The sequence below is a fragment of the Streptomyces tatrensis genome (genome assembly GCF_049310065.1).
Lineage (GTDB): Bacteria > Actinomycetota > Actinomycetes > Streptomycetales > Streptomycetaceae > Streptomyces.
Map to the genome: position 1 here is coordinate 2,202,137 of NZ_JBMDLB010000007.1, position 20,568 is coordinate 2,222,704.

General features: G+C 71.5%; 17 protein-coding genes and 2 pseudogenes. 6 read left to right on the top strand and 13 right to left on the bottom strand.

Translation table 11 applies throughout. The annotated features are described in order from the left end of the window. Positions 1–4: 4 nt before the first annotated feature. The 5 genes and pseudogenes from ACODT5_RS13360 to ACODT5_RS13380 form a co-directional block, all read right to left on the bottom strand. On the bottom strand, positions 5–4,621 hold the full coding sequence (locus ACODT5_RS13360; RefSeq protein ID WP_422519388.1) for a putative T7SS-secreted protein: 4,617 nt from the start codon (positions 4,619–4,621) through the stop codon (positions 5–7). Then, positions 4,621–5,184: a hypothetical protein gene (locus ACODT5_RS13365; RefSeq protein WP_422519389.1), complete on the bottom strand. Its 564-nt coding sequence runs from the start codon at positions 5,182–5,184 to the stop codon at positions 4,621–4,623. Before ACODT5_RS13365 ends, ACODT5_RS13360 begins: the two co-directional genes overlap by 1 nt. Continuing rightward, the gene (locus tag ACODT5_RS13370) at positions 5,184–5,585 is read right to left on the bottom strand and encodes a hypothetical protein (protein ID WP_422519390.1); all 402 of its coding nucleotides are present in this window, start codon (positions 5,583–5,585) and stop codon (positions 5,184–5,186) included. Before ACODT5_RS13370 ends, ACODT5_RS13365 begins: the two co-directional genes overlap by 1 nt. 70 nt (positions 5,586–5,655) lie before the next feature. Beyond that, positions 5,656–5,787: pseudogene (locus ACODT5_RS13375) on the bottom strand (thymidine kinase); the annotation flags it as partial. Positions 5,788–5,824: 37 nt separating this feature from the next. Further along, positions 5,825–6,988 carry a sensor histidine kinase gene (locus tag ACODT5_RS13380; protein WP_422519645.1) on the bottom strand — a complete coding sequence of 388 codons (1,164 nt, stop codon included), beginning with the start codon at positions 6,986–6,988 and terminating at the stop codon, positions 5,825–5,827. A gap of 292 nt (positions 6,989–7,280) precedes the next feature. On the opposite strand from ACODT5_RS13380, the gene ACODT5_RS13385 reads away from it, so the two are divergent. Then, positions 7,281–7,880, top strand: coding sequence for a GlcG/HbpS family heme-binding protein (locus tag ACODT5_RS13385; protein WP_422519391.1), 600 nt, complete (start codon positions 7,281–7,283; stop codon positions 7,878–7,880). A gap of 52 nt (positions 7,881–7,932) precedes the next feature. Then, the gene (locus ACODT5_RS13390) at positions 7,933–8,529 is read left to right on the top strand and encodes an ankyrin repeat domain-containing protein (protein WP_422519392.1); all 597 of its coding nucleotides are present in this window, start codon (positions 7,933–7,935) and stop codon (positions 8,527–8,529) included. A gap of 21 nt (positions 8,530–8,550) precedes the next feature. Here ACODT5_RS13390 and ACODT5_RS13395 read toward each other — a convergent pair. After that, positions 8,551–8,709 (bottom strand): annotated as a pseudogene (locus tag ACODT5_RS13395) (thymidine kinase); the annotation flags it as partial. A 173-nt stretch (positions 8,710–8,882) separates the two neighbouring features. Between ACODT5_RS13395 and ACODT5_RS13400 the strand changes: the two are divergent. Together ACODT5_RS13400 and ACODT5_RS13405 are read left to right on the top strand one after the other, a co-directional pair. Further along, complete coding sequence (locus tag ACODT5_RS13400) at positions 8,883–9,569, top strand: toxin glutamine deamidase domain-containing protein (RefSeq protein WP_422519393.1); 687 nt, start codon at positions 8,883–8,885, stop codon at positions 9,567–9,569. A 16-nt stretch (positions 9,570–9,585) separates the two neighbouring features. Further along, positions 9,586–10,149 carry a YrhB domain-containing protein gene (locus ACODT5_RS13405; RefSeq protein WP_422519646.1) on the top strand — a complete coding sequence of 188 codons (564 nt, stop codon included), beginning with the start codon at positions 9,586–9,588 and terminating at the stop codon, positions 10,147–10,149. 59 nt (positions 10,150–10,208) lie between these two features. On the opposite strand, the gene ACODT5_RS13410 is transcribed toward ACODT5_RS13405, so the two are convergent. Further along, positions 10,209–10,808 carry a thymidine kinase gene (locus ACODT5_RS13410; RefSeq protein WP_422519647.1) on the bottom strand — a complete coding sequence of 200 codons (600 nt, stop codon included), beginning with the start codon at positions 10,806–10,808 and terminating at the stop codon, positions 10,209–10,211. A gap of 148 nt (positions 10,809–10,956) precedes the next feature. Then, positions 10,957–12,192, bottom strand: coding sequence for a plasmid pRiA4b ORF-3 family protein (locus tag ACODT5_RS13415; RefSeq protein ID WP_422519394.1), 1,236 nt, complete (start codon positions 12,190–12,192; stop codon positions 10,957–10,959). Positions 12,193–12,268: 76 nt separating this feature from the next. Between ACODT5_RS13415 and ACODT5_RS13420 the strand changes: the two genes are divergently transcribed. After that, the gene (locus ACODT5_RS13420) at positions 12,269–13,399 is read left to right on the top strand and encodes a hypothetical protein (protein ID WP_422519395.1); all 1,131 of its coding nucleotides are present in this window, start codon (positions 12,269–12,271) and stop codon (positions 13,397–13,399) included. Between the two features lie 27 nt (positions 13,400–13,426). Here ACODT5_RS13420 and ACODT5_RS13425 read toward each other — a convergent pair whose 3' ends face one another. The 4 genes from ACODT5_RS13425 to ACODT5_RS13440 form a co-directional block, all read right to left on the bottom strand. Further along, positions 13,427–14,077, bottom strand: a complete 651-nt coding sequence (locus ACODT5_RS13425; RefSeq protein WP_422519396.1) for a thymidine kinase — start codon at positions 14,075–14,077, stop codon at positions 13,427–13,429. 51 nt (positions 14,078–14,128) lie between these two features. Beyond that, on the bottom strand, positions 14,129–15,334 hold the full coding sequence (locus tag ACODT5_RS13430) for an alkaline phosphatase family protein (RefSeq protein ID WP_422519397.1): 1,206 nt from the start codon (positions 15,332–15,334) through the stop codon (positions 14,129–14,131). Continuing rightward, complete coding sequence (locus ACODT5_RS13435) at positions 15,334–15,942, bottom strand: DUF5998 family protein (protein WP_385369427.1); 609 nt, start codon at positions 15,940–15,942, stop codon at positions 15,334–15,336. The genes ACODT5_RS13430 and ACODT5_RS13435 overlap by 1 nt, the downstream gene beginning before the upstream one ends. A gap of 69 nt (positions 15,943–16,011) precedes the next feature. After that, positions 16,012–18,960 carry a bifunctional acetate--CoA ligase family protein/GNAT family N-acetyltransferase gene (locus ACODT5_RS13440; RefSeq protein ID WP_422519398.1) on the bottom strand — a complete coding sequence of 983 codons (2,949 nt, stop codon included), beginning with the start codon at positions 18,958–18,960 and terminating at the stop codon, positions 16,012–16,014. A 185-nt stretch (positions 18,961–19,145) separates the two neighbouring features. Here ACODT5_RS13440 and ACODT5_RS13445 point away from each other — a divergent pair, with 185 nt between their 5' ends. After that, positions 19,146–19,427 (top strand): HPr family phosphocarrier protein, encoded by a 282-nt coding sequence (locus ACODT5_RS13445; protein ID WP_250746483.1) that lies wholly within the window; start codon positions 19,146–19,148, stop codon positions 19,425–19,427. A 315-nt stretch (positions 19,428–19,742) separates the two neighbouring features. Here ACODT5_RS13445 and ACODT5_RS13450 read toward each other — a convergent pair whose 3' ends face one another. Beyond that, positions 19,743–20,408 carry a GntR family transcriptional regulator gene (locus ACODT5_RS13450; protein ID WP_422519399.1) on the bottom strand — a complete coding sequence of 222 codons (666 nt, stop codon included), beginning with the start codon at positions 20,406–20,408 and terminating at the stop codon, positions 19,743–19,745. Between the last annotated feature and the right edge of the window lie 160 nt (positions 20,409–20,568).

Sequence of the window (20,568 nt, forward strand, 5' to 3'; positions counted from 1 at the left end):
TGCCTCATTCATTGATCTGTTCCAAGTAGTAGTCGTAGCCGCGGTCCGGTTGCATGAAGGTGCCGTTCTCCCCTTCGCGGATGAGCATCGTGCCGGTCGAATCGTCCCACCAGGCCCACCGCGGCGTACCCGAAGGCGTACTGCGCATCTTCACCCCCGGGTTGTTGGTCATCATGTCTTCCAGGTACTCCGGCACGTCCAGGTCGTCGACCCCGGGAATGCCCCGATTCTTGACGTCGCCGTGTGCGGCGATCTTGTCCGCCAGCATGGGGAGGTTGCCCCCCTGACTCGCCGGGTCCGCCTCCCCGATCTTGCATTCCGGGGCCAGACCGAGGTAATCGGTCCAGGTCAGCGGGTCGTTGACATACGTGGCCGGGTTCGGCGCCGGACCCAGGCCCAGCGGGTCCGGGCTGAGGTAGCGGGCGGTTTCGGGGTCGTAGGTGCGGAAGTAGTTGTGGTGAAGGCCGGTCTCGGGGTCGTAGTACTGGCCCGGAAAGCGGAGTGGCGTGTACGCGGTCGCGTCGCGGTTCCAAGCGGTGGCGCCCCACAGCGTGGCCCGGACGCGCCAGGCGATCTCCCCGTCCTCGCCGACCAGTTCCTTCGGAGTGCCGATCAGGTCCGTGACGATCGCGAAGAACCGCTCGTCCACCGTCTCCTGGGTGGCCCCGGCAACGATCCGCTCCGTCTGGGCCAGCGGGTGCAGCCCGTTGTGGTCCCAGGAGACGACCATCGACCGGCCCTCCCCCTCCGGGTCACCGGAGGCCGCGGCCGCCAAGACCGTGGTCTGCTCGCACAGGATGCTCTCGTCCCACGTGAAGAGCGTTTCCTCGGCGACCCGACCGTCGTCGGCCAAGCGCTGCTTCGAGGTCCGTCGGCCCAGCGCGTCATGGCGGTAGCGCCAGCGGGTCCCGTCCGGAGTGACCACCCCGGTGAGCCTCCCGTCCGCGTCCCACGTGTAGCGCCAGGTGTCCGGCTTGCGGGAGAGCCGCGCCTTCTGGCGCAGGACCACACGGCCCCGGGCATCGTGCTCGTAGCGCACCGCGCCCGCTCGGACGATACGGGTGCCTTCGTACGCGCGCTCCCCGCGGGCCTCGGCGCCCGGGTGGCCGTCGGGCCAGGAGGCGGCGCTCTGGTTGCCCGCCTCGTCGTAGGCGTACCGCTCCGTCCACTCCTCCGCCCGGACGGCCGTGATCCGGCCCCCCGCGTCCCGTTCGAAGGTCCTGGCGCCCCCCAGGGCGTCCTCGATCCCCGCCAGTCGGCCGTCGGCGCGGTAGGTGTACCCCCGCCGCTGGAGCAGGGCGCCGTCCCGCCCCGCCACCTGCTGGCCGGTGATCCGGCCCAGCTCGTCGAACTGGTGGAGGACGGTGGCCGCGGATCCGACCGTGCGGGAGACCTCGCGGCCCGCCGCGTCCCGGTCGAAGGCGACGGTGCGGCCCGACGTGACGAGCGTGCTGCGCCGGCCGGCCGCGTCGAAGGACCAGCGGCTCTCCGCTCCCCCCGGGGTGGTCCGCGCCGCGCGCCGGTCCAGCTCGTCGTAGCCGTACGTGAGGGTGCGGCCGTCGACGGTCTCGGACAGGAGACGGCCGTGGCGGTCCCTCAGCCGGGTCAGCCGCGTTCCGTCCGGTGTCGTCGCGGCGGCGAGTTCGTCGAAGACGTCGTACTCGTACTCCGTGACACCGTCCGCACTCCGTTTGAGGACGATCTGGCCCAGTGCGTTGTACGCGAAAGTGACCGGCTCGGCCCCGCCGTCGGCCCGTGAGACGAGGAGTCCCGCCGCGTCGTGGCCGTACTCGACCGTGCGGCCGTCGAAGTCCGATTCCGAACGGAGCCGGCCGGCCTGATCGTAGGCGTAGTCCCAGGACATCCCCTGCGGACCTGTCACCTGGGTCAGCCGCAGTTCGCCGTCGTAGCCGAACGCGTACCGCAGGCCGTCGGGCCCGGTCCGCGCCGCGAGCAGGTCGAAGTCGGTGTACTCGAAGACGGTCCTGCCGCCCATCCCGTCCGTACGGCTGAGGCAGTTGCCCTCACCGTCGTACGTCCACGACTGCTCGCTGCCGTCGGGGGCGGTCCGGCGGGCGGGCTTGCCCTCCACCGTCCACTCCATGCGGGTGACGGCTCCCAGCGGGTCGGTAAATCGAACGACCCGGCCGAAGACGTCCCGCTCGAAGCGGCTGACGGCGCCCAGAGGGTCCGTCACACGGGACGCCAGGCCGGAGCTGTCGCACTCGACACGGGTGACCGCGCCGAGTGCATCGGTCAGCGAGATCAATTGCCCGCGCTCGCCGTACTCGGCCGTCCTGTTGACTCCGGTGGGCGAGGTGACCGAGGTGCGGTTGCCCCGATCGTCGTAGGTCTGCCGGAAGACCCGGCCGTCTTCGGCGACCACCTTCACCGGCAGGCCGGCGTCGTCGTACTCCATCCGGCCCCGGCGCCCGTCCGGCCGGACGAGTTCCGTGAGCAGGCCGCGTGCGTCGTAGGTGCGCCGCGTGGTCAGACCGAGCGCGTCCGTTTCCGCCACCAGCCGGCCCTGGCGGTCGTACTCGTACCGCAGGGTGGCGCCCAGCTCGTCGGTTCGGGCGACCACACGGTAGGCCTGGTCGACCACGTAGCGGCGGGTGTGGCCCGAGCCCGTGGTGGCCGTGGTCACGCGCAGCCCGGTCCCGGGGTCCTCTTCGGAGTACGCGAGGGTGAGGACCATGTGGCCGGCGGCGCCCCCTTCCGCGACGCAGCGGTCCCGCTCGTCGTAGGCGTACTCGTAGCGGCGCTCGTTCGTGTCGGTCCACGAGGTGATGCGGGCGTGCTCGTCGTAACCGAACCGCAGGGGCAGCCCGCATGAGTTGACGACCTCGGTGAGGTGACCGTCTGTGTAGCCGTACGCCACGACGCGCGGGCCGCCGGTCAGGTGGAGCGCGGTGATCCGGCCGTCGGCGGTCCCGAAGCGCAGGTGGTGGCCACCGCTGTGGGCGATGCCCAGCGGGGTGCCCTCGGCGTCGTACTCGAAGGTGATCGTGTTGCCGTTGCGGTCCTCGACGAAGTCGATCACCGCGTGTCCGTACGCGTCGCCCTCTCCGTCGGCGGGAGCGGTGAAGTGCCGGGTGCGGCCCAGGGCCGGGTCGGTGACGGTGTAATCGCCCTCCGGGGTCCGGTCCAGCGGCCATCGCGGGCCGCTGGTGGCGAACACCGGGACCCCGGGAGCCGGGTGCGGGTACGCGACGACCAGCCCGTCCGCGGTGACCAGGACGATGCCCTCGGAGTCGATCTCCAAGTGTTCGTCGACGGTGGAGGACCACGACGGACCGAACCAACGGCCACCCCTGTAACCGGACTCCGCACGGCGGGTGAAGACCAGAGGCAGGGTGCCGGGCAGCACGATGTCCGTCTGCGGCAAGAACATCCGGCCGGTGGCGAGGTCGACCGGGTCGGTCCCGTCGCACTGCTTGTCGCAGTCCGGCTTGTCCCGCTGGTTCGGTCCGTCCTTGTCCAGGCCGGTGCGGCCGGGGCCCTTGAGGTCGTCGGCGTGCTTGGCGGCGGAGCCGACCTTCTTCAGGCCGCCCAGGCCCTTGGAACCGACGAGTTCCGGGATCAGCTTGCCGATGCCCTCGGAGGGGTCCTTCATGAACTCGTCGAGCATCTTCTTGCCCGCGCCCAGCGGATCGTTGGCCATGGTGACCAGACCCGCCGCCGTCGAGTTCAGGTTCGTGACGTACTCGGCCGGATGCGTCAGGTTGTACGGATCCATCGGGTTCAGCGCACGCGCGAAGTTCACGATGCCGGCCGTGCCCTTGATGACGCCGCCGGTCAGGTGCGTCTTGGCGAGGTCGAGGTAATCCATGCCGTCGCCGAGCTGCTTGGCGTACGAGGGCTTCGGCGGAGCCGCGTCGCGTGCGGCGCGGACCGCCGTGCGGACGGACTCGGCGACGTCATTGCGCTGCTTGCGGGCCGTATCCAGCTTGTCCTGCGCGGCCGTCGCGATCGCGGTCCCCGGATCGGTGAAATTCTCCGAAGGGCGGGGCGGGAGCGGATCCTGCTTCGCCTTCAACGCGTTGTTGTAGGTGTCGACCAGCTTGTTGTGCGCGCCGCGGGCCTCGGTGGAAACCTTCTTCGCCCGGTTGTACTCCTCCAGGGCCTCCTTGGCCTGGCCCTGAGCCCACTCCACGGTCTCCGCGAACCGGCCCATCGCGTCGGCGGCCTTCCCGAAGGCCTCGGACGCCTTGAACCAGCGCGGCGGCTCCTTCGCCACCGACTCCCGGAACGCCTCCGCCGCCTTGCCCTTCAGGCCGTCCGGCTCCCCCATCCCCTTCAGCCCGTTGCCGACCTTGTCGAAGGACGCCTTGAAGTCGTTCAGATGGGAAACCTGCGCGCGTATCTTCGACACACTGCCGTAGACCAGCTTGTTCGGATCCTCCGTCTGACCCAGCTCCAACTCCGCGACATCTGCGCCGAGTTGATTGGCGGCGGAGCGGCTCTTGTCACGGATCCAGTCCCCCGCGTCGTCCAGGCCGACGTCCTCGGCGAAGTCGGCCGTCTTGTCACCGGCCCACTCGACCGCGTCGCCGACCTTCTCCGCACCCTTCTCGACGCCGTCCTCGATGACGTCCGGTACGAAATCCCGCCAGCCCATCAGTGACCATCCCCGTCACGCTTCGCCTGCTCCAGCAAGTCCTTCAACGAACCGATCCTGCCCGTGGACGTCACCGTGTCCCCGGTGTCCGACCAGGTCTGCTTGATGTCCTCGGCGCTCTTCTCGAAGGACTCCGCGCTGTAATCGGGCTTGTAGACGTCCGCGGAGAAGATCTCGCCCCACGGCTTCTTCTCGATCTCGTCCTCACTGGCGTGCGGATTGCCGTACGCGGCGTTCGCGACCACCCGGAACGTGCCGTGGAGGTACTGCTCCTCCTCCCACACCGTCCCCGCCGCGATCCCCAACGACTGCGCGAGGGTGCTCGCGTTCTGCACCAGACTCCGAACGCCCCACTCCCAGCGCTCGCAGAAGTCCTCGAAGTCGGTGGCCAGACCCGCGTGCCCGGCCTCCATCCCCGTCATCGCCAGATTCTCGAACCCCGCACCCATCGAGGCCCCGGCCGCGTCCCCCGACTCCCGCAACTCCCCGATCGCCGCCCGCAGGCCGTCCTGGATGTTCTTGACCGCCGCCGGCGAAACCTCAAGATCCCCGTTGCCCGCCATCAGGCCACCTCCCCACGGTCCAGGTCCACGGCATTCTCATCCGGAACGATCCCCGCCACCGGCGGGAAGAACATCGACCCGCCCTCGTCCGCCACGTTCACGACCACACCCGCCGGACCATCCGCCAACGGAACCACCGCATCCACCAGGCGGGCACCCAGCACCGAGAGGAACTCCCACTCCCGGCCGGACTCCCCGCGCGCCTCCGCGAACCGGGCCAAAGCCTCCTCATCGGTGAACGCGTAGATCCAGCGGATGCCCCCGGACACCGCCGACATCAGACCACCCTCAGCACCACCGGCCAGCGGAACCAGCAGGACAGCCCGCCGGAACTCCCCCACCAGACGGCCGGAATCACCCAGCCCGTCCCGAATCGCCGCGATCTCTGCGGTCAGTTCCATGGCGTGCATCCCCTCCAGCGCCAGGCAGCGTCCTGGAAGAACACGCTATCGGGAGCCCCACCGGTTCCCTCAGGTACCCGGGGACACCCTCACCCTCCGGCGCCTCCACCACCTCCGTCACCAGGCCGAGGCCCAGCCGGGACGAGAGCTTGCCCTCGCCCGCGCGGTCGTCACGGGTGAAGATCACGCCCTGCGCCGGCCGGTCCCCGCACCGTGCGGGCGTCCAGTGCCCGGTGTTTTCAGGGGGCGGGGATCGGGACGGCGGCAGTCAGGACGGCACCCTCTCCGGGCGCCGACTCGATGGTCAGGGTCCCGCCGAGCTGGCGCATCCGGACGCGCATCGCCGGGACGCCGTGTCCGCGCACGCCGGACGGGGCCTCGGGGAGGGCGGTGGGGTCGAACCCATGCCCGTTGTCGGCCACATCGAGGACGACCTGATCGTCGAGCCGGGTGAGGGTGAGCGCGGCGGTGGTGGCACCGGAGTGCTCCCGTACGTTGGCCAGCGCGCCCTGTGCGATGCGCAGCAGCGCGGACTGCACGCGTTCCGGCAGCGGGGTGACGCGCCCGCCCGCGTCGATGTGGACGCGCACGGTGAGTCCGGCGCCGGATTCCCGTTCGGCGAGGGCGTGCAGCGCGGCGTCGAGGCCGCTGCCGTGCGCGAGGTCGGCGGGTGCGAGGTCGTGCACGAAGCGGCGGGCCTCGGCGAGGTTGAGCTCGGCGATGGACGCGGCGGTGCGGACGTGGCCGCGGGCCTTGGCCGGGTCGGTGTCCCAGGTCCGGTCGGCGGCCTGGAGCAGCATCTGCTGGCTGGACAGGCCCTGGGCGAGCGTGTCGTGGATCTCCATGGACAGCCGTTGGCGTTCGGCGAGGGTGCCTTCGCGGCGCTCGGTGGCGGCGAGTTCGCGGCGGGTGCGGACGAGGTCGTCGATGAGGGCGTGCTGGCGGGCCGCTTGCCGCTGCATGTGGAGGAAGACGGCGGTGGTGAGCGCTGCGACGGCGGCCGGGCCGATCACCAGGTCGAGGTTGAAGCGGGGGGCCAGCGTCAGCTGGGCGAAGATCACGAAGAGCGTGAGGAACGCGACGAGGGCGTACGCCGCGACGGGCGGCAGGGTGCGCAGCGCGGAGTAGAAGAGGGGGACCGCGACCCACGCGAAGCTGGGCGCGAGGAGGACGAGGACGGCCCACGTGGTGACGACCATGCCCAGCCAGACCAGCCGGGGGGCCGGAGGCCACGGCCTGCCGCCACGGCCCGGGGGCTTGACCTCCGTGGCGGGGCCCAGCAGGTAGAGCACGGCGAGCACGACGGCGAGGGCGATCACCCAGGGGGCGCGGGCCTCCTGGGTGTGGCGCTGGACGAAACGGACCATCGACGTGCCGACCAGCACGAAGAAGGTGACGCGCATGACCAGCGCCAGCCACCGGTCGTCCGGATCACCGCCGGAGCCGGAGGGGTCGCTGGGGTCGAGCCGCACGTGCACCTCTTGACATAGGTTCCCCGATGTGGACAAACAGTCACATTGTCGCCGAATGGGGTTGTACCGGGGTCAACCGATCGGCTGACCCGCGTGTCCCCCTCCTGCCCGCCGCACGCAGCCGGCCAGTCGACAGGTCGGGGCCACCGCCGGGCCCAGGATTGATGTCAGAGCGGGGCAGCCGGACGGACGGCCCCCACCCCTCATCAAGGAGCCGGTACACATGCAGCAGGTCAAGAAGGTCTCCCGGCGCACCCGTCAGCGCACCCGTGCGATCGCCGGCGGCGCCCTGGTCGCGGCCCTCGCCCTCGGCGGCTTCGGCGCCTACGCCGCCAGCGCCGCCCCGGCCCCGGCCCCGGCCCCGGCCGCCCAGGCCGATGCGAAGGCGGATGCGAGGGCGGATGCCAAGAACAAGAACCTGACCCAGTCGACCCACCTGACCATCGACGCCGCCACGAGGGCCGCCCAGACGGCGCTCGACGCCGCGAAGAAGGAGAACCAGCGCGTCACCGTCGCGGTGGTGGACCGCAACGGCAACACCATCGTCACGCTGCGCGGCGACGGCGCCGGACCGCAGTCCTACGAGGCCGCCCAGCGCAAGGCCTACACCGCCGTGTCCTGGAACGCCCCCACCTCCGTGCTGGCCGGCCGCCTCGCCCAGACGCCGACCCTGAAGGACATCCCCGGCACCCTCTTCCTCGGCGGCGGAGCCCCGGTCACCGCGAAGAACGCCCCGATCGCGGGCATCGGTGTCGCGGGCGCGCCCTCCGGCGACCTGGACGAGAAGTTCGCCCAGGCCGGTGTCGCCGCGCTGAACAAGTAGCAGCGCAGGCCTGACGGCGCGACTCGCCCTGACCCACCCGAGGAGGACCCCCATGCCCCCTGCCGACCGAACCCTGCTGGCCGCCGCCGGCGAGGGCGACGCCGACGCCGTGAGCGCGGCGCTGGCCGCCGGCGCCGACATCGAGGCCCGCGACGAACACCGCCGCACCCCGCTCCTGCTCGCCGCCCTCGGCGACCACGTGGCGGCGGCCGAGGTCCTCGTCGGCGCCGGCGCCGACCCGAACGCCCAGGACGACCGCGACGACAGCCCCTGGCTGGTCACCGGTGTCACCGGCAGCGTCCGCATGATGCGTACCCTGCTCCCGGCCCGCCCCGACCTCACCCGGCGCAACCGCTTCGGCGGCATCGCCCTGATCCCCGCCGCCGAACGCGGCCACGTCGACTACGTGCGGGCCCTGCTCCGGGAAACCGACATCGACGTCGACCACGTCAACCGGCTCGGCTGGACCGCACTGCTCGAAGCCGTCATCCTCGGCGACGGCGGCCGCGCGCATCAGGAGATCGTGGAACTGCTCATCACCGCCGGCGCCACGGCGCACCTTCCGGACGGCGACGGCGTGACCGCGCTCGAACACGCGGAACGCCGCGGCTTCACACAGATCGCCGGCCTGCTCAGGTCCGTACGGTAGGAACGGGCAAGGAGCGGGCGATCAGACCGAGTTGACCGGGAGGACGTCCCGGGAGAGGGCGCCCGCGCGGGCCGCGGCAGACGTCATGCGGCGGCGGTGGCGTCGGAGAAGGACCTCGTAACCGGCCTCCTCCGCCGGGCGGTTCACGTCGCCGACCACGACCTGGGCGCCTTCAACGACGAACAACACTGGCGCGCCCGGCTACCAATACAACTGCACGAACAACGTACCGACCCTCGACAAAAGGCTGGACGGAGTCGAGGTGTCAGCTGCACCGAAGACCGGTCCGGGTGACATCCCGTACAAGGAACTCGGGGTGACTCCGGATGCGAGAGATGCTCACGTTGAGGACCGTGCGTGCCGAGCCGTGGCAGATGGCCCTGCAATGGCTGCTCACCACCTATCGCGGACTGGTCGAACTGGCGAGCACCGAACCGGTCGCCGAGGACGCCGGTACGTGGTTGTTCGCATGTCAGTCGATCGAGCAGCCCGGATATCCACGAACCCCGATGCTGACCGCTTCCCTGGTGGTGCCCAAGGACCTCGGGGTGCCGTTCCACCCGGCGGCCGATGATCCTTGGGGCGATGCCGCGGCATACACGCAGGACCCGGTGGAACGTGATCCGGAGAGGCAGGCGCTGCGACTGAACTCGCGTGGATGCGTGGTCACGGTGGCCGCCGCGATCGCGGGTCGGCCGTCGTCCCCGCTGCCATGGCAGCCGAATCACGAGGCACCCGGGTGGTGGCAGCTGCTGCTACGACGCTACTTCCCGACGGCTGAGCAGTTGCGGTGCGCCGACTGGGACGAGGTGATCGCGCAGGCCGAGAAGTCCGGACCCGGCACACAGGGCGTGGTGTGGGTGCGGCGGGCGATTCGCGGGACCGAGGTCAGCGGCCACCTCGTGTACGCGCACAACAACAACGGAACCGTGGTGTTCCTGGACGGGATGACCGGCGGTCTGGCGCGACTGGACACGGTCCGACTGCGGGAGCTGGTCTTCGCCCGGATGAAGACCAGGGTCCCCCCGGGCGGCTGGTGATCTCGCGGCAGCCCGGATCAAGGGCGTGGAGTGGCTCAGGTCCACGTACACCGATCCCGTCGAGCTGGTATTGCCCGACGCCGGAGACGAGACGGCCCGCGGGTGGCTGTTCGCCTGCCAGACCACGGCCGCGCTGCGCAGCAGGGACTGGCGCCACGGGATGCTCGATGCCGCCGTGGTGGTGCCGAAGCGGCCTGAGGAGCCGTTCCTGCTGCCCAACTCCGACCCGTGGGGGTTCCTCGACGCCTGGAACCGGGGCGAGACGACGGGTCCGACGCCCGCCTCCGGGGACGCCGACTGGTTCGCCTCGACCATGGCGAAGCTGGGCCCGGTCCTGGAGGTCAGCGAGTTCTCGACTCTCACTGAGGCCGTACGGGCCCTCGCCGCACTGCCGGCCAGCGGACGGGCGCTCGTGTGGGTACGGCGCCAGGACGACCGCGGGCGCGAATCCACCGGTCTGCTCCTCACCGGGCTGCACACTCACGCCGGACATGTCGGCCTCGTCGACGGGTCGACCGAGGAGTTGCGAAGCCTGGACACGTTCGGGGAGTCCGGGGTGCGCGTGATCCGCTATCGCTGACGCCGGAAAGAGGGCGCCCTGCGTACCACGCCGGGCCCCGGGGACGGAGCCGTAGTGTCTCAGGCGTGGTTGACCGGGAGGACGTCCGGGGAGAGGGCGCCCGCGTGGGCTGCGGCGCTCGTCATTCGCTTGCGGTGGTGGCGGCGGCACAGGACCTCATAGCCGATCTCCTCCGCCGGGCGGTTCACGTCCCCGACCACCACCTGGGCGCCTTCCACGACCATCTCCCCGCCCACCGTGCGGGCGTTGTGGGTGGCGCGGGCGCCGCACCAGCACAGGGCCTCCACCTGGAGCTGCTCCAGGCGGTCCGCCAGCTCGATCAGGCGCTGGGAGCCCGGGAAGAGCTTCGTACGGAAGTCCGTGGTGATGCCGAAGGCGAAGACGTCCAGGCCGAGGTCGTCCACGATGCGCGCCAGCTGGTCGATCTGCTCGGGCGCCAGGAACTGGGCCTCGTCCACGATCACGTAGTCCACCCTGCCGCCCGCCGAGAGCTGGGCCACCAGGTACGCGTACAGGTCCATGCCCTCCGGCGCCTCCACCGCCTCCGTCACCAGACCGAGGCGGGAGGAGAGCTTGCCCTCCCCCGCCCGGTCGTCACGGGTGAAGATCACGCCTTGCAGGCCCCGCGCGTCGCGGTTGTGGGCGATCTGGAGCGCCAGCGTCTTCTTACTGGGGCATCCGCCATGTCGGCTGAGCCGGGCCCGCTCCCCGCAGCCCCTCGGCGCCGTCCGGCTCTCGGGCGCGGAGAGCAAGCAGGCCGCGCGCCCACACCGAGCCCGCCCAGGGGTGGCGCCCGGGACGGGTGGGTTACATCTGCCGGAGTCTGTCATTGGCTTCGCCGGGGGTGAACCGGGCCGGGTCGAACCCCACCCCGGGGTCAAGGCCAAGCCACCGCACGAGGTCGTCGTGCTCCGTCCGCGTCGGATCGGCGAGAGTCCCCTTGAGGTCTTCATAGGCCCCGGCGCCTCCGCAGTCCTCAGGAGGGCAGGCGCCCGAACCGGCTACGCAGACGGGATAGCTCCGGTCCGCCTCTGCTGCGAGCCGGTGCTCCACCGTGACGCGGTGGTCCCAGGAGTCACCGAAGTCGTACGTGTACGCAAGGCTCCCTCCCTCCTTGAGCAGGGCGCCGAGAGTGACGCCCCGCTCGTCCCCGAAGTCAAGCTCGGTGTTGGCCCGGCCGTACTGGACGCCGTCCACGGTGAAGGCGTGCATATGGCTGTTCTCCCAGCCCATGACAGCCTGGATCACGGCATGCGCTTGGTCGAGTCGGGCCGCGGCCGGCACCAGCACACGTCGCCAGACCGCCGGTTCGACAATGTCCTCCAGATCGATGCGCAGCTGGAACACCGGGTCTCCGGGGAGCGGTTCGCCGCGCATCACGGCCACGGCCCGCCTGCCCTGACCGGTCAGCTCCACGGTGTCATCGTCGCTTCGGACGGCCCCGAGGGCCGCGAGGGCGTCGAGCAACAGCCGCACGTCACGGTCGTTGCTACCGCGCCAGCCCCGCAGCCGCTCGGGCGGCACATCGTCGAGGATGTAGGGAGCGGTCACCGCCTGCCACACCGCTCTGCGCAGCGCGTCGCCGGCGACCGGGCCGCGAGCCGCGTAGAGCCGATGCAGCAGCGCCCGCAGGCCGGCGGCGTACTCCTGCGAGAAGACCGACTCAAGCCACCCCGAGACCAGTACGGCACTCCCGATGCGCGGTACCGCTTCGAAGAGGGCGTTCCACAGGCCGTCGGGCCGGTCGAGCAGCCGGGCGTTCTTCTTCACCGGGAGTAGACGGCCACCGGCAACCCTCAGCAGTCGGGCGGCCTTAGCCCATTCCACCAGCAGGTTGAGGTGGTACAGCTCCTCGCTGGACTTCGTCTTGAACATCCGGTCACCGATCACCGGGTCCATCTGGTCGCCGGTGTCCAGCAGCTCCACCAAGGTCCGGGCGTCCGCGAGAGTGATGCGGCCGGTCTGCGTCATTTTCCGTCCCGCGCCGATCTGCCCGACCAACTCCCGCACCTGTCCCGCTGTCTTGCCATGAGGCTCGTCCACAACCGCTCCGTTCCGTGCCCTCGCCGCCTCGCCGAACCTACCCTCCCGCACCGCCGTCAGCCGTAGGGTGCTTCCGGTGAGCGAGTACCAGTACTACGAGTTTCAGGCCCTCGACCGGCCGCTGAGCGGCGACCAGCGGGAAGCACTGCGGGGCGTCTCCAGCCGTGCCAGGATCACCGCCACCAGCTTCACCAACGAGTACCACTGGGGCGTCCTGCGGGGGAATCCGCGAAACCTGGTGGAGCGGTACTTCGACGCCCATCTGTACGTCGCCAGCTGGGGCACACACCGGCTGATGCTCCGCCTGCCCCTACAGCGCCTGGCCCTGCGCAGCGTCCAACCGTACGGTCTCGGCCACCACGTCGAAACCTGGGCCACCCGGACCCACCTTCTCCTCGACCTGACCAGCGAGGACGAGGGCGGCAACTGGGTCGAGGGAGCCGACGATTCGTTGGCCGCCGTCATCGGCGTACGCGAGGAACTCGCCACCGGCGATATGCGGCCCCTCTATCTGGCATGGCTCTCCGCCCTCTCTGCCTGGGAAGCCGAGGACGACGACGAAGAGGAGTACCAGTCCGCCCTGGAGCCTCCCGTCCCCACCAACCTGGGCGAACTCACGGCTCCGCAAAGCGCGCTCGCGGACTTCCTGCGCGTCGACACCGACCTGCTCGCTGTCGCCGCACAGAGCAGCACCGCGGCGCCGGAACCCGCGGCCGGTCTGACACGGAAGGAGCTCGCGCAACTCGTCTCCGCCCTCCCGGACAAGGAGAAGGACGCCCTACTGCTGCGCCTCGCCCTCGGCCCGGAACCCCACTTGCACAGCGAACTCCTGCACCGTCTGCGGGAAACTTCCGCCCCAGCAAACGCACCCGGTCACCGGACCGCCGCCCGGCTGCTGGATGCGGCGCACACCCGCCGCGCCGAGCGCCTCGGGCACGCCGAACGCGACCGGTTGCGAGCCCGCGCCACGCGCCTGACCGCACTCGCCGCCGAGGCGGACGTCATCTGGAACCAGGCCGAAGCACACATCGCCTCCAAGAAGACCAGTGCCTACGACGCGGCTGTCGCCCTCCTTCGTGACCTGAGCGATGCCTGCGCTCACACCGGACACGGTGTCGATTTCCAGCAGCGTCTGGGGCTCCTGCGCGACACCTACCGGAGCCGGCCCGGCCTCATCCACCGTCTCGACAGTCACGGTCTCCGGTAACTCGGCCGCGGGCATGGAAGAAGACGGTCAGGCGTGGTTGACCGGGAGGACGTCCGGGGAGAGGGCGCCCGCGTGGGCCGCGGCCGAGGTCATCCGCTTGCGGTGGTGGCGGCGGCAGAGAACCTCGTAGCCGATCTCCCCGGCCGGGCGGTTCACGTCGCCGACGACGACCTGGGCGCCTTCGACCACCATCTCGCCGTCTATCGTGCGGGCGTTGTGGGTGGCGCGGGCGCCGCACCAGCACAGGGCCTCGACCTGGAGCTGTTCCAGGCGGTCCGCCAGCTCGATCAGGCGTTGCGAGCCGGGGAAGAGCTTGGTGCGGAAGTCCGTCGTGATGCCGAAGGCGAAGACGTCCATGTCGAGGTCGTCGACGATCCGGGCCAACTGGTCGATCTGGTCGGGGGCGAGGAACTGGGCCTCGTCCACGATCACGTAGTCCGCCTTGCCGCCCTTGGAGAGTTCGGCGACCAGGTACGCGTAGAGGTCCATGCCCTCGGCCGCCTCGACGGCCTCCGTCACCAGGCCCAGGCGCGAGGAGAGCTTGCCCTCGCCCGCCCGGTCGTCGCGCGTGAAGATCACTCCCACCAGGCCGCGCGCCGAACGGTTGTGGGTGATTTGCAGAGCCAGAGTGCTCTTTCCGCAGTCCATCGTTCCGGAGAAGAACACCAGCTCGGGCATGGGGAGTACAAGGCCTTTCAGAGGGTGGGGCGGGCGAGGTGGCTCGGTGTGTCAGGAGCGGATTTCGAGCAGCGGGACGAGCTGCTCGGCCGCCGTCATGGAGCCGTGCATGCCCGCGAGGGCCGACTCGTTGGGCTCGGCCCGTGAGGCGGTGATCGCCACGTCGGCCTGGGCGGCGGCGATCACGTCGCCGATGCGGCCGAGGACCCGCTCGTCGCATTCGCCCGGTGTCCCGAACCAGCCCAGTTCCAGGGCTTCCGCCCGGCTCGCGACCCAGAAGCGGTCGCCGAGCACCTCGCGCCAGACGGTCAGGACGTCGGCCTCGGCGCCCGGTACGGCGTACACGTGCCGGGCCCGGCCCTCGCCACCCAGCAGGGCCACGCCCGCGCCGAGTTCCCAGTCGTCGTCGTAGTCGATGCGGGAGTCCTCGTCGAAGGGGACGTCCACCATGCCGTGGTCGGCGGTCACGTACAGCGCGGTGCGGGGCGGGAGTTGCTCGGCGAGCCGCTGCACCAGCCGGTCCACGTACATGAGCTGGCCGCGCCAGGCGTCGGAGTCGACGCCGTGCCGGTGGCCGGCCCCGTCGAGCTCGCTGTAGTACGTGTAGACGAGCGAGCGGTCGCCGGCCGCGAGCCGCTCGGCCGCGAGGTCCATGCGCTCCTCGCCGGTCATCCGGCCGAGGAAGGTGCCGCCGCTCAGCGCGACCTTCGTCAGCGGGGTGGTCTGGAAGGCCGGCGAGGACACCTGCGCCGTGGCCACCCCTGCCGCGTCCGCCTGCTGGAAGACGGTCGGGTACGGCTGCCAGGGCTTGGGCGGGGTCCACGGGTGCCAGCGGAGCTGGTTCATCAGTTCGCCGGTGGCGGGATTGCGCACGGTGTACCCGGGCAGGCCGTGCCGCGCGGGCGGCAGGCCGGTGCCGACGGAGGCCAGCGAGGTGGCGGTGGTCGCCGGGAAGCCCGCAGTGATCGGGCGGCCGGTGCCGCCGCGCGAGGTGGAGAGGAGGGAGGTGAGGTACGGGGCTTCGTGCGGGTGGGCCTTGATCTGCTCCCAGCCCATGCCGTCGACCAGGAACACACAGTTCCGGTCGGCCGGGGTCAGCTCGGCGATCGAGGCCTCGAAGCCGGGTACGCCCTGGCCGGCCACGAGGGTGGGCAGCAGGTCGGCGAGCGAGCCGGTGCCGTAGTGCGGCACCGGGGCGCCGGCCAGGTCCAGCAGCTCCGGCTCGTCCTGCCAGCTCTGCACGGCGGAGTACGCCATCAGCGGGCGGGGGTGGAGGACGTGGCGGCCGTGGCCTCGGAGAGCGCCTGGGCGAAGACCAGGGTCTGGCGGACCGCCTCGGGGCCGTCGCCGGCTTCGCTGACGCGCAGGCTCAGGTCGTCGGCGGTGGAGTTGCCGGTGTAGCCGTGGTCGGCGTCGCAGTTGGCGTCGCCGCAGGCGGCGGGCTCCAGGTCGATGCGCGAGACCGCGCCCCAGCCGATGGTCAGGACGACCTCGCGGGGCAGGGTGCCGGGGGTGTAGGACTCCGGGTTGGCGACGACGCGGCTGAGCACCACGGAGGAGATGCTGGCCAGCTTGACCGACTCGGTGGAGGTGGTCGCGTACGGGGAGGGGGACCCGGCGTCGGCGGCCTGCTCGTCGGTGTGGCTGACGATGAAGCGGTTGCCGGTCAGGACCAGCACGGTGACGTGCCGGCGCACCTCGTTGGAGTCGAAGGTCGTCTCCTGGTGGACCAGGTAGGACGAAATCGGCTCGCCGCCCACCGCGGCCTCCACGGCCTCGGCCACGAGGGCCGGGTAGTAGCCGCTGCGCTCGATCGCCGTGCGCAGCCCCTGGGTCGTCGTACCGGATTTCGCCATGAGGTCCATCCTAAGGCCCGTATGGGGCACCTCGGCCGCCCCGGGCGACGACGGTACTTTGACGACGGCCCCCGGACCTCAGTAGCTGGGCAGGGTCCGCGGGCCGAGGTCGCCCCGGGCGGGCGGGTGGGCGACGCGGACGCTCGCGCTGAGCACGGACAGCCCCTCGGTGGCGACGACGACGGGCTCCAGCGCGACCCCGACCACCTCGGGGTGGTCGTCGACGAGGCGGGAGAGGCGCAGGAGCAGTTCCTCCAGGGCGGGGGTGTCCACGGGATCGCTGCCGCGCCAGCCGAAGAGCAGCGGGGCGGTGCGGATCGAGCGGATCAGGCTCGCCGCGTCCTTGTCGGTGGCGGGAACCAGCCGGTGGGCGGTGTCGCCGAGCAGTTCGGAGGCGACTCCGGAGAGCCCGAAGGACAGGACGGCGCCGGCGGCGGGGTCGATGACGGAGCGGATGACGGTGTCGACGCCCCGGGGAACCATCGACTGGACCACGGGGAGCAGCTCCTGCGGTTTGCCCAGCGCGTGGGTGAGCTCCTCGTACGAGCGGCGCAGCTCGGCCTCGGTGGTGAGGTCGAGGCGGACCCCGCCGAGGTCGGCGCGGTGGCGCAGGTGCGGGGCGGTGGTCTTGAGCGCGACGGGGTAGCCGAGGACCGCGGCGGCGCGGACGGCGGCGTCCGCGCTGGGGGCCGGGAGCGTGGAGAGCACCCGGATCCCGTACCGGGCGAGCAGCTCGCGGGCATCGGGGTCGTCCAGGGTCGCGACGTCCTCCTCCCCTACGCCGGCCAGCAGGCGGGAGAGCTGCCCGGCGGCTCCGCCCTCGTCGATGTCCTCGAACTCGGGCACCTGCCCGACCTCGGCGATGCCCCGGCGCCACTGCCCGTACCGGACGGCTTCGGCGACGGCCTTGACGGCCCGCTCGGCGGCGGGGTAGCTCGGAATCCGGGCGGTTCCGGGAGCGGGCACGACCGCGCTCTCCGCGGCGTCGGAGGCCGGCTCCGGCCGGAAGGGCGCCGCCGCGGAGGCGGGCACGGCATCGGGGGCGCTGGTGGTCCCCGCTTCGGAGGCGGGCCCGGCGTCGGGCAGCTCTCCCGCCTGCCGGCCCGCGTCGGACCCGGAACCGAGGGCCGCCAGAGCCGTCGCGGGCGTCGGCAGCGTCGCGGGCAGCGCGTCCGCCGGGGCCGTCGCGGCGGTCGGCGCGGTGGCCGCCGAGAGGGCCTCCGCCAGGGCGCCGAGCTCCACGTGGACCACGGCGACCGGCTTGCCGGGGTGCCCGGCGGCGGCCGCCCGCAGGGCCTCGGCCAGATCGTCGGCGAGCGCGTGCTCGCTCACCCACGGGATCGCGGTGACGACGACGGCGTCGGTGTCCGGCGAGGCCAGCGCCGCGGAGACGGCCGTACGGAAGTCCTCCGGCGAGGCGGCCGTGGTCAGGTCGAGCGGCGCCAGCGGCCGCAGCCCCTCGGTCAGGCAGGCGTCGTAGGTGAGGACGCCGAGCGATTCGGAGTTGCCGAGGATGGCCACCCGCGGCCCGGCCGGTACGGGCTGGGAGGCCAGCAGCAGGCCGACGTCCACCAGCTCGGTCACCGTGTCGACGCGGATGACGCCGGCCTGCCGCAGCAGCTCCGAGACCGTCGCCTCGGGCAGCCGGGTGCCGGGGACCACGTGTCCGGCGGGGGTGTGCCGGCCTCCCTTGGCGACGACCACCGGCTTGACGGCCGCGGTGCGCCGGGCGAGCCGGGTGAACTTCCTCGGGTTGCCCAGGGTCTCCAGGTACATGAGCGCGACGTCGGTGGCCTCGTCGTCGTACCAGTACTGGAGGATGTCGTTGCCGGAGACGTCGGCCCGGTTCCCGGCGGAGATGAAGGAGGACAGCCCCTCCCCGCGCCGCAGCAGCCCGGAGAGCAGCGCGATGCCGATCGCCCCGGACTGGGTGAAGAGGCCGACCCTTCCCCGCGCGGGGGCCGGAGCGGGGGCCAGGGAGGCGTTCAGCTCCACCTCGGGGGCCGTGTTGATCACCCCGAAGGCGTTCGGTCCGATCAGCCGCATCCCGTAGGAGCGCACCTGGCGGACCAGTTCGCGCTGGCGGGCCAGGCCCTCGGCCCCGCTCTCCCCGTATCCGGCGGACAGGACGACGAGCCCCTGCACCCCGTGTTCACCACAGGCTGCCACGGCGTCCGGGACCCGGTCCGCCGGGACCGCGATGACCGCGAGGTCGACCGGGGCGCCGACGGCCCCGAGGGTGGGGTAGGCCCGTACGCCGTCGAGCAGGTCGCGGGTGACGGCCTCGTTGACGGCGTAGAGGTGGCCGTGGAAGCCGCTGTCGCGCAGGTTGCGCAGGGCCGCCGCGCCCACGCCCGCGAGGGAGCGGCTGACGCCGATGACGGCCACCGAGCCGGGGGCCAGCAGCCGCTGGACGGAGCGGGCCTCGGCGCGCTGTTCGCGGGCGCGCTGGACGGCGAGGGACTCGGCGGTCGGTTCGAGGTCGAGGGTGAGGTGGACGGAGCCGTCTTCGAAGCTGCGCTTCTGCTGGTAGCCGGCGTCGGTGAACACCTTGATCATCTTGCTGTTGGCCGGCAGCACCTCGGCCGCGAAGCGGCGGATCCCGCGTTCGCGGGCCACCGCGCCGATGTGTTCGAGCAGGGCGGAGGCGACTCCGCGCCCCTGATGGGCGTCCTGGACGAGGAAGGCGACCTCGGCCTCGTCGGAGGGTCCGGTGGCCGAGCGGCCGTCGGCGCCGATCCGGTCGTAGCGGACGGTGGCGATGAACTCGCCGCCGATCGTCGCGGCGAGGCCGACCCGGTCCACGTAGTCGTGGTGCGTGAAGCGGTGCACGTCGCGGTCGGAGAGCCGGGGGTAGGGAGCGAAGAACCGGTAGTACTTGGACTCGTCCGAGACCTGCTCGTAGAAGCTGACCAGCCGGCCCGCGTCCTCGGTGGTGATGGGCCGGATCCGGGCCGTTCCGCCGTCGCGAAGGACCACGTCGGCTTCCCAGTGGTCCGGGTACGAGGGGTCGGACTCGGTCGTCATGGGGTCACCTTAAGGCTCGAACGCCTCAAGTGGCCCGGGCGCGGCGCATCGGGCAAGCCGGCTCGAATCAGGGCAAGCTGGGGTAGGTCGAATGGCGGGAATCTCGGGCCGAAGGTCGGTGCGACCATTCCGGACGTCGTGAGAGACTGGTCTAGACAACCCGTAAGAACCTGAAGGGCATCACCATGGCAGAGCGCCGCGTCAACGTCGGCTGGGCCGAGGGCCTGCACGCTCGTCCCGCCTCGATCTTCGTCCGCGCGACGACCGCTTCCGGCGTCCCGGTGACCATCGCGAAGGCCGGCGGCGACCCCGTCAACGCCGCCTCCATGCTGGCGGTCCTGGGCCTGGGCGCCCAGGGCGGCGAGGAGATCGTCCTCTCGTCCGAGGCCGACGGCGCCGAGGCCGCGCTGGACCGCCTCGCGAAGCTGGTCGCCGAGGGGCTCGAGGAGCTTCCCGAGACCGTCTGACCCCTTCGGGTTCGACCCGCAGGACTTGCACGGCGAAGCCGTTGCCCCCGACCGCCACGGTTGAGGGCAACGGCTTCGCTGCTTTTCGCGCGGAGATCCGGTCGGCCCGCAGGCTCGCCGCCCCGCCGGCTCCGGGCTCGCCGGCGTTCACTCACCAGCCCGTCGCCCCGGCCGGAAATACACACACCGCCATTCCGGCGCACCCGATTCCGCAGGGCCGAATTCCGGCGGCGAAATAAAGCGCGGGGCATGGACATTGGACATGGGGCATGAATTACCGGGCCCCGGATATCCCACCTTTGTATACGGTGTTTGTTAATGCGGAGCGCCCGCCGTGTTTACGGCAGGTTGCAAAGTCCTCACGCGCAGCCGGTGCGCCCCCGCCGCCCTGTCCACGTGCAGCGCGGTCAGCGCCCGGGCCCGCTCGGCGTCGCCCCGGGCCACCGCGTCGACGATCGCGCCGTGCTCCGCCCAGGACTCCACGGGCCGCACCGGGGACTCCACCACGTACATCCAGGCCACCTTGTGCCGCATCTGGGTGAGCAGCGCGATCAGCCCGGGGCTGCCCGAGGCCTGGGAGAGCGTCTCGTGGAACCAGCCCCCCAGGGAGCGCAGATCCTCCCCCTGACCCCTCCTGGCCCGCTCCTGGCCCAGTCTGACCAGCCCGCGCAGCACCTTGAGGTGGGCCTCGCTGCGCCGTCGGGCCGCTCGGGCGGCCGCGAGGGGCTCCAGGAGCATCCGCAGCTCCAGGAGGTCGGCCGCCTCCTGTTCGGTCGGCTCGGCCACGCAGGCGCCCGCGTGCCGCCTGGTGGTCACGAACCCCTCGGACTCCAGCGTGCGCAGTGCCTCGCGCACCGGGACGCGCGAGACTCCGTACCGGCGGGCCAGCACCTCCTCGGTCAGCCGGCCGCCGGGCCCGAACACCCCGGAGACGATGTCGTCGCGGATCGCTGTGCATACCGTGTGCGCGGGAATACGCAAGACCGGACCTCCGCCTTTTTCGTATGGCTGTGCGCGTTGCGACTCTATTGCAACACACGATAATTTCCGAGAGCGGCCGGAAATACGAAACATTCACACAATGCGGAGCCCGAAACGCGACGAAGGCCCCGGCTCTCAAAGAGCCGGGGCCTTCGCGGAA

What these genes read in the sequence shown, in the direction of transcription:
- ACODT5_RS13360 (WP_422519388.1), bottom strand. Translation starts at nt 4,621, where the DNA reads ATGGGCTGGCGGGATTTCGTACCGGACGTCATCGAGGACGGCGTCGAG.
- ACODT5_RS13365 (WP_422519389.1), bottom strand. Translation starts at nt 5,184, where the DNA reads ATGGCGGGCAACGGGGATCTTGAGGTTTCGCCGGCGGCGGTCAAGAAC.
- ACODT5_RS13370 (WP_422519390.1), bottom strand. Translation starts at nt 5,585, where the DNA reads ATGGAACTGACCGCAGAGATCGCGGCGATTCGGGACGGGCTGGGTGAT.
- ACODT5_RS13380 (WP_422519645.1), bottom strand. Translation starts at nt 6,988, where the DNA reads ATGCGCGTCACCTTCTTCGTGCTGGTCGGCACGTCGATGGTCCGTTTC.
- ACODT5_RS13385 (WP_422519391.1), top strand. Translation starts at nt 7,281, where the DNA reads ATGCAGCAGGTCAAGAAGGTCTCCCGGCGCACCCGTCAGCGCACCCGT.
- ACODT5_RS13390 (WP_422519392.1), top strand. Translation starts at nt 7,933, where the DNA reads ATGCCCCCTGCCGACCGAACCCTGCTGGCCGCCGCCGGCGAGGGCGAC.
- ACODT5_RS13425 (WP_422519396.1), bottom strand. Translation starts at nt 14,077, where the DNA reads ATGCCCGAGCTGGTGTTCTTCTCCGGAACGATGGACTGCGGAAAGAGC.
- ACODT5_RS13430 (WP_422519397.1), bottom strand. Translation starts at nt 15,334, where the DNA reads ATGGCGTACTCCGCCGTGCAGAGCTGGCAGGACGAGCCGGAGCTGCTG.
- ACODT5_RS13435 (WP_385369427.1), bottom strand. Translation starts at nt 15,942, where the DNA reads ATGGACCTCATGGCGAAATCCGGTACGACGACCCAGGGGCTGCGCACG.
- ACODT5_RS13440 (WP_422519398.1), bottom strand. Translation starts at nt 18,960, where the DNA reads ATGACGACCGAGTCCGACCCCTCGTACCCGGACCACTGGGAAGCCGAC.
- ACODT5_RS13445 (WP_250746483.1), top strand. Translation starts at nt 19,146, where the DNA reads ATGGCAGAGCGCCGCGTCAACGTCGGCTGGGCCGAGGGCCTGCACGCT.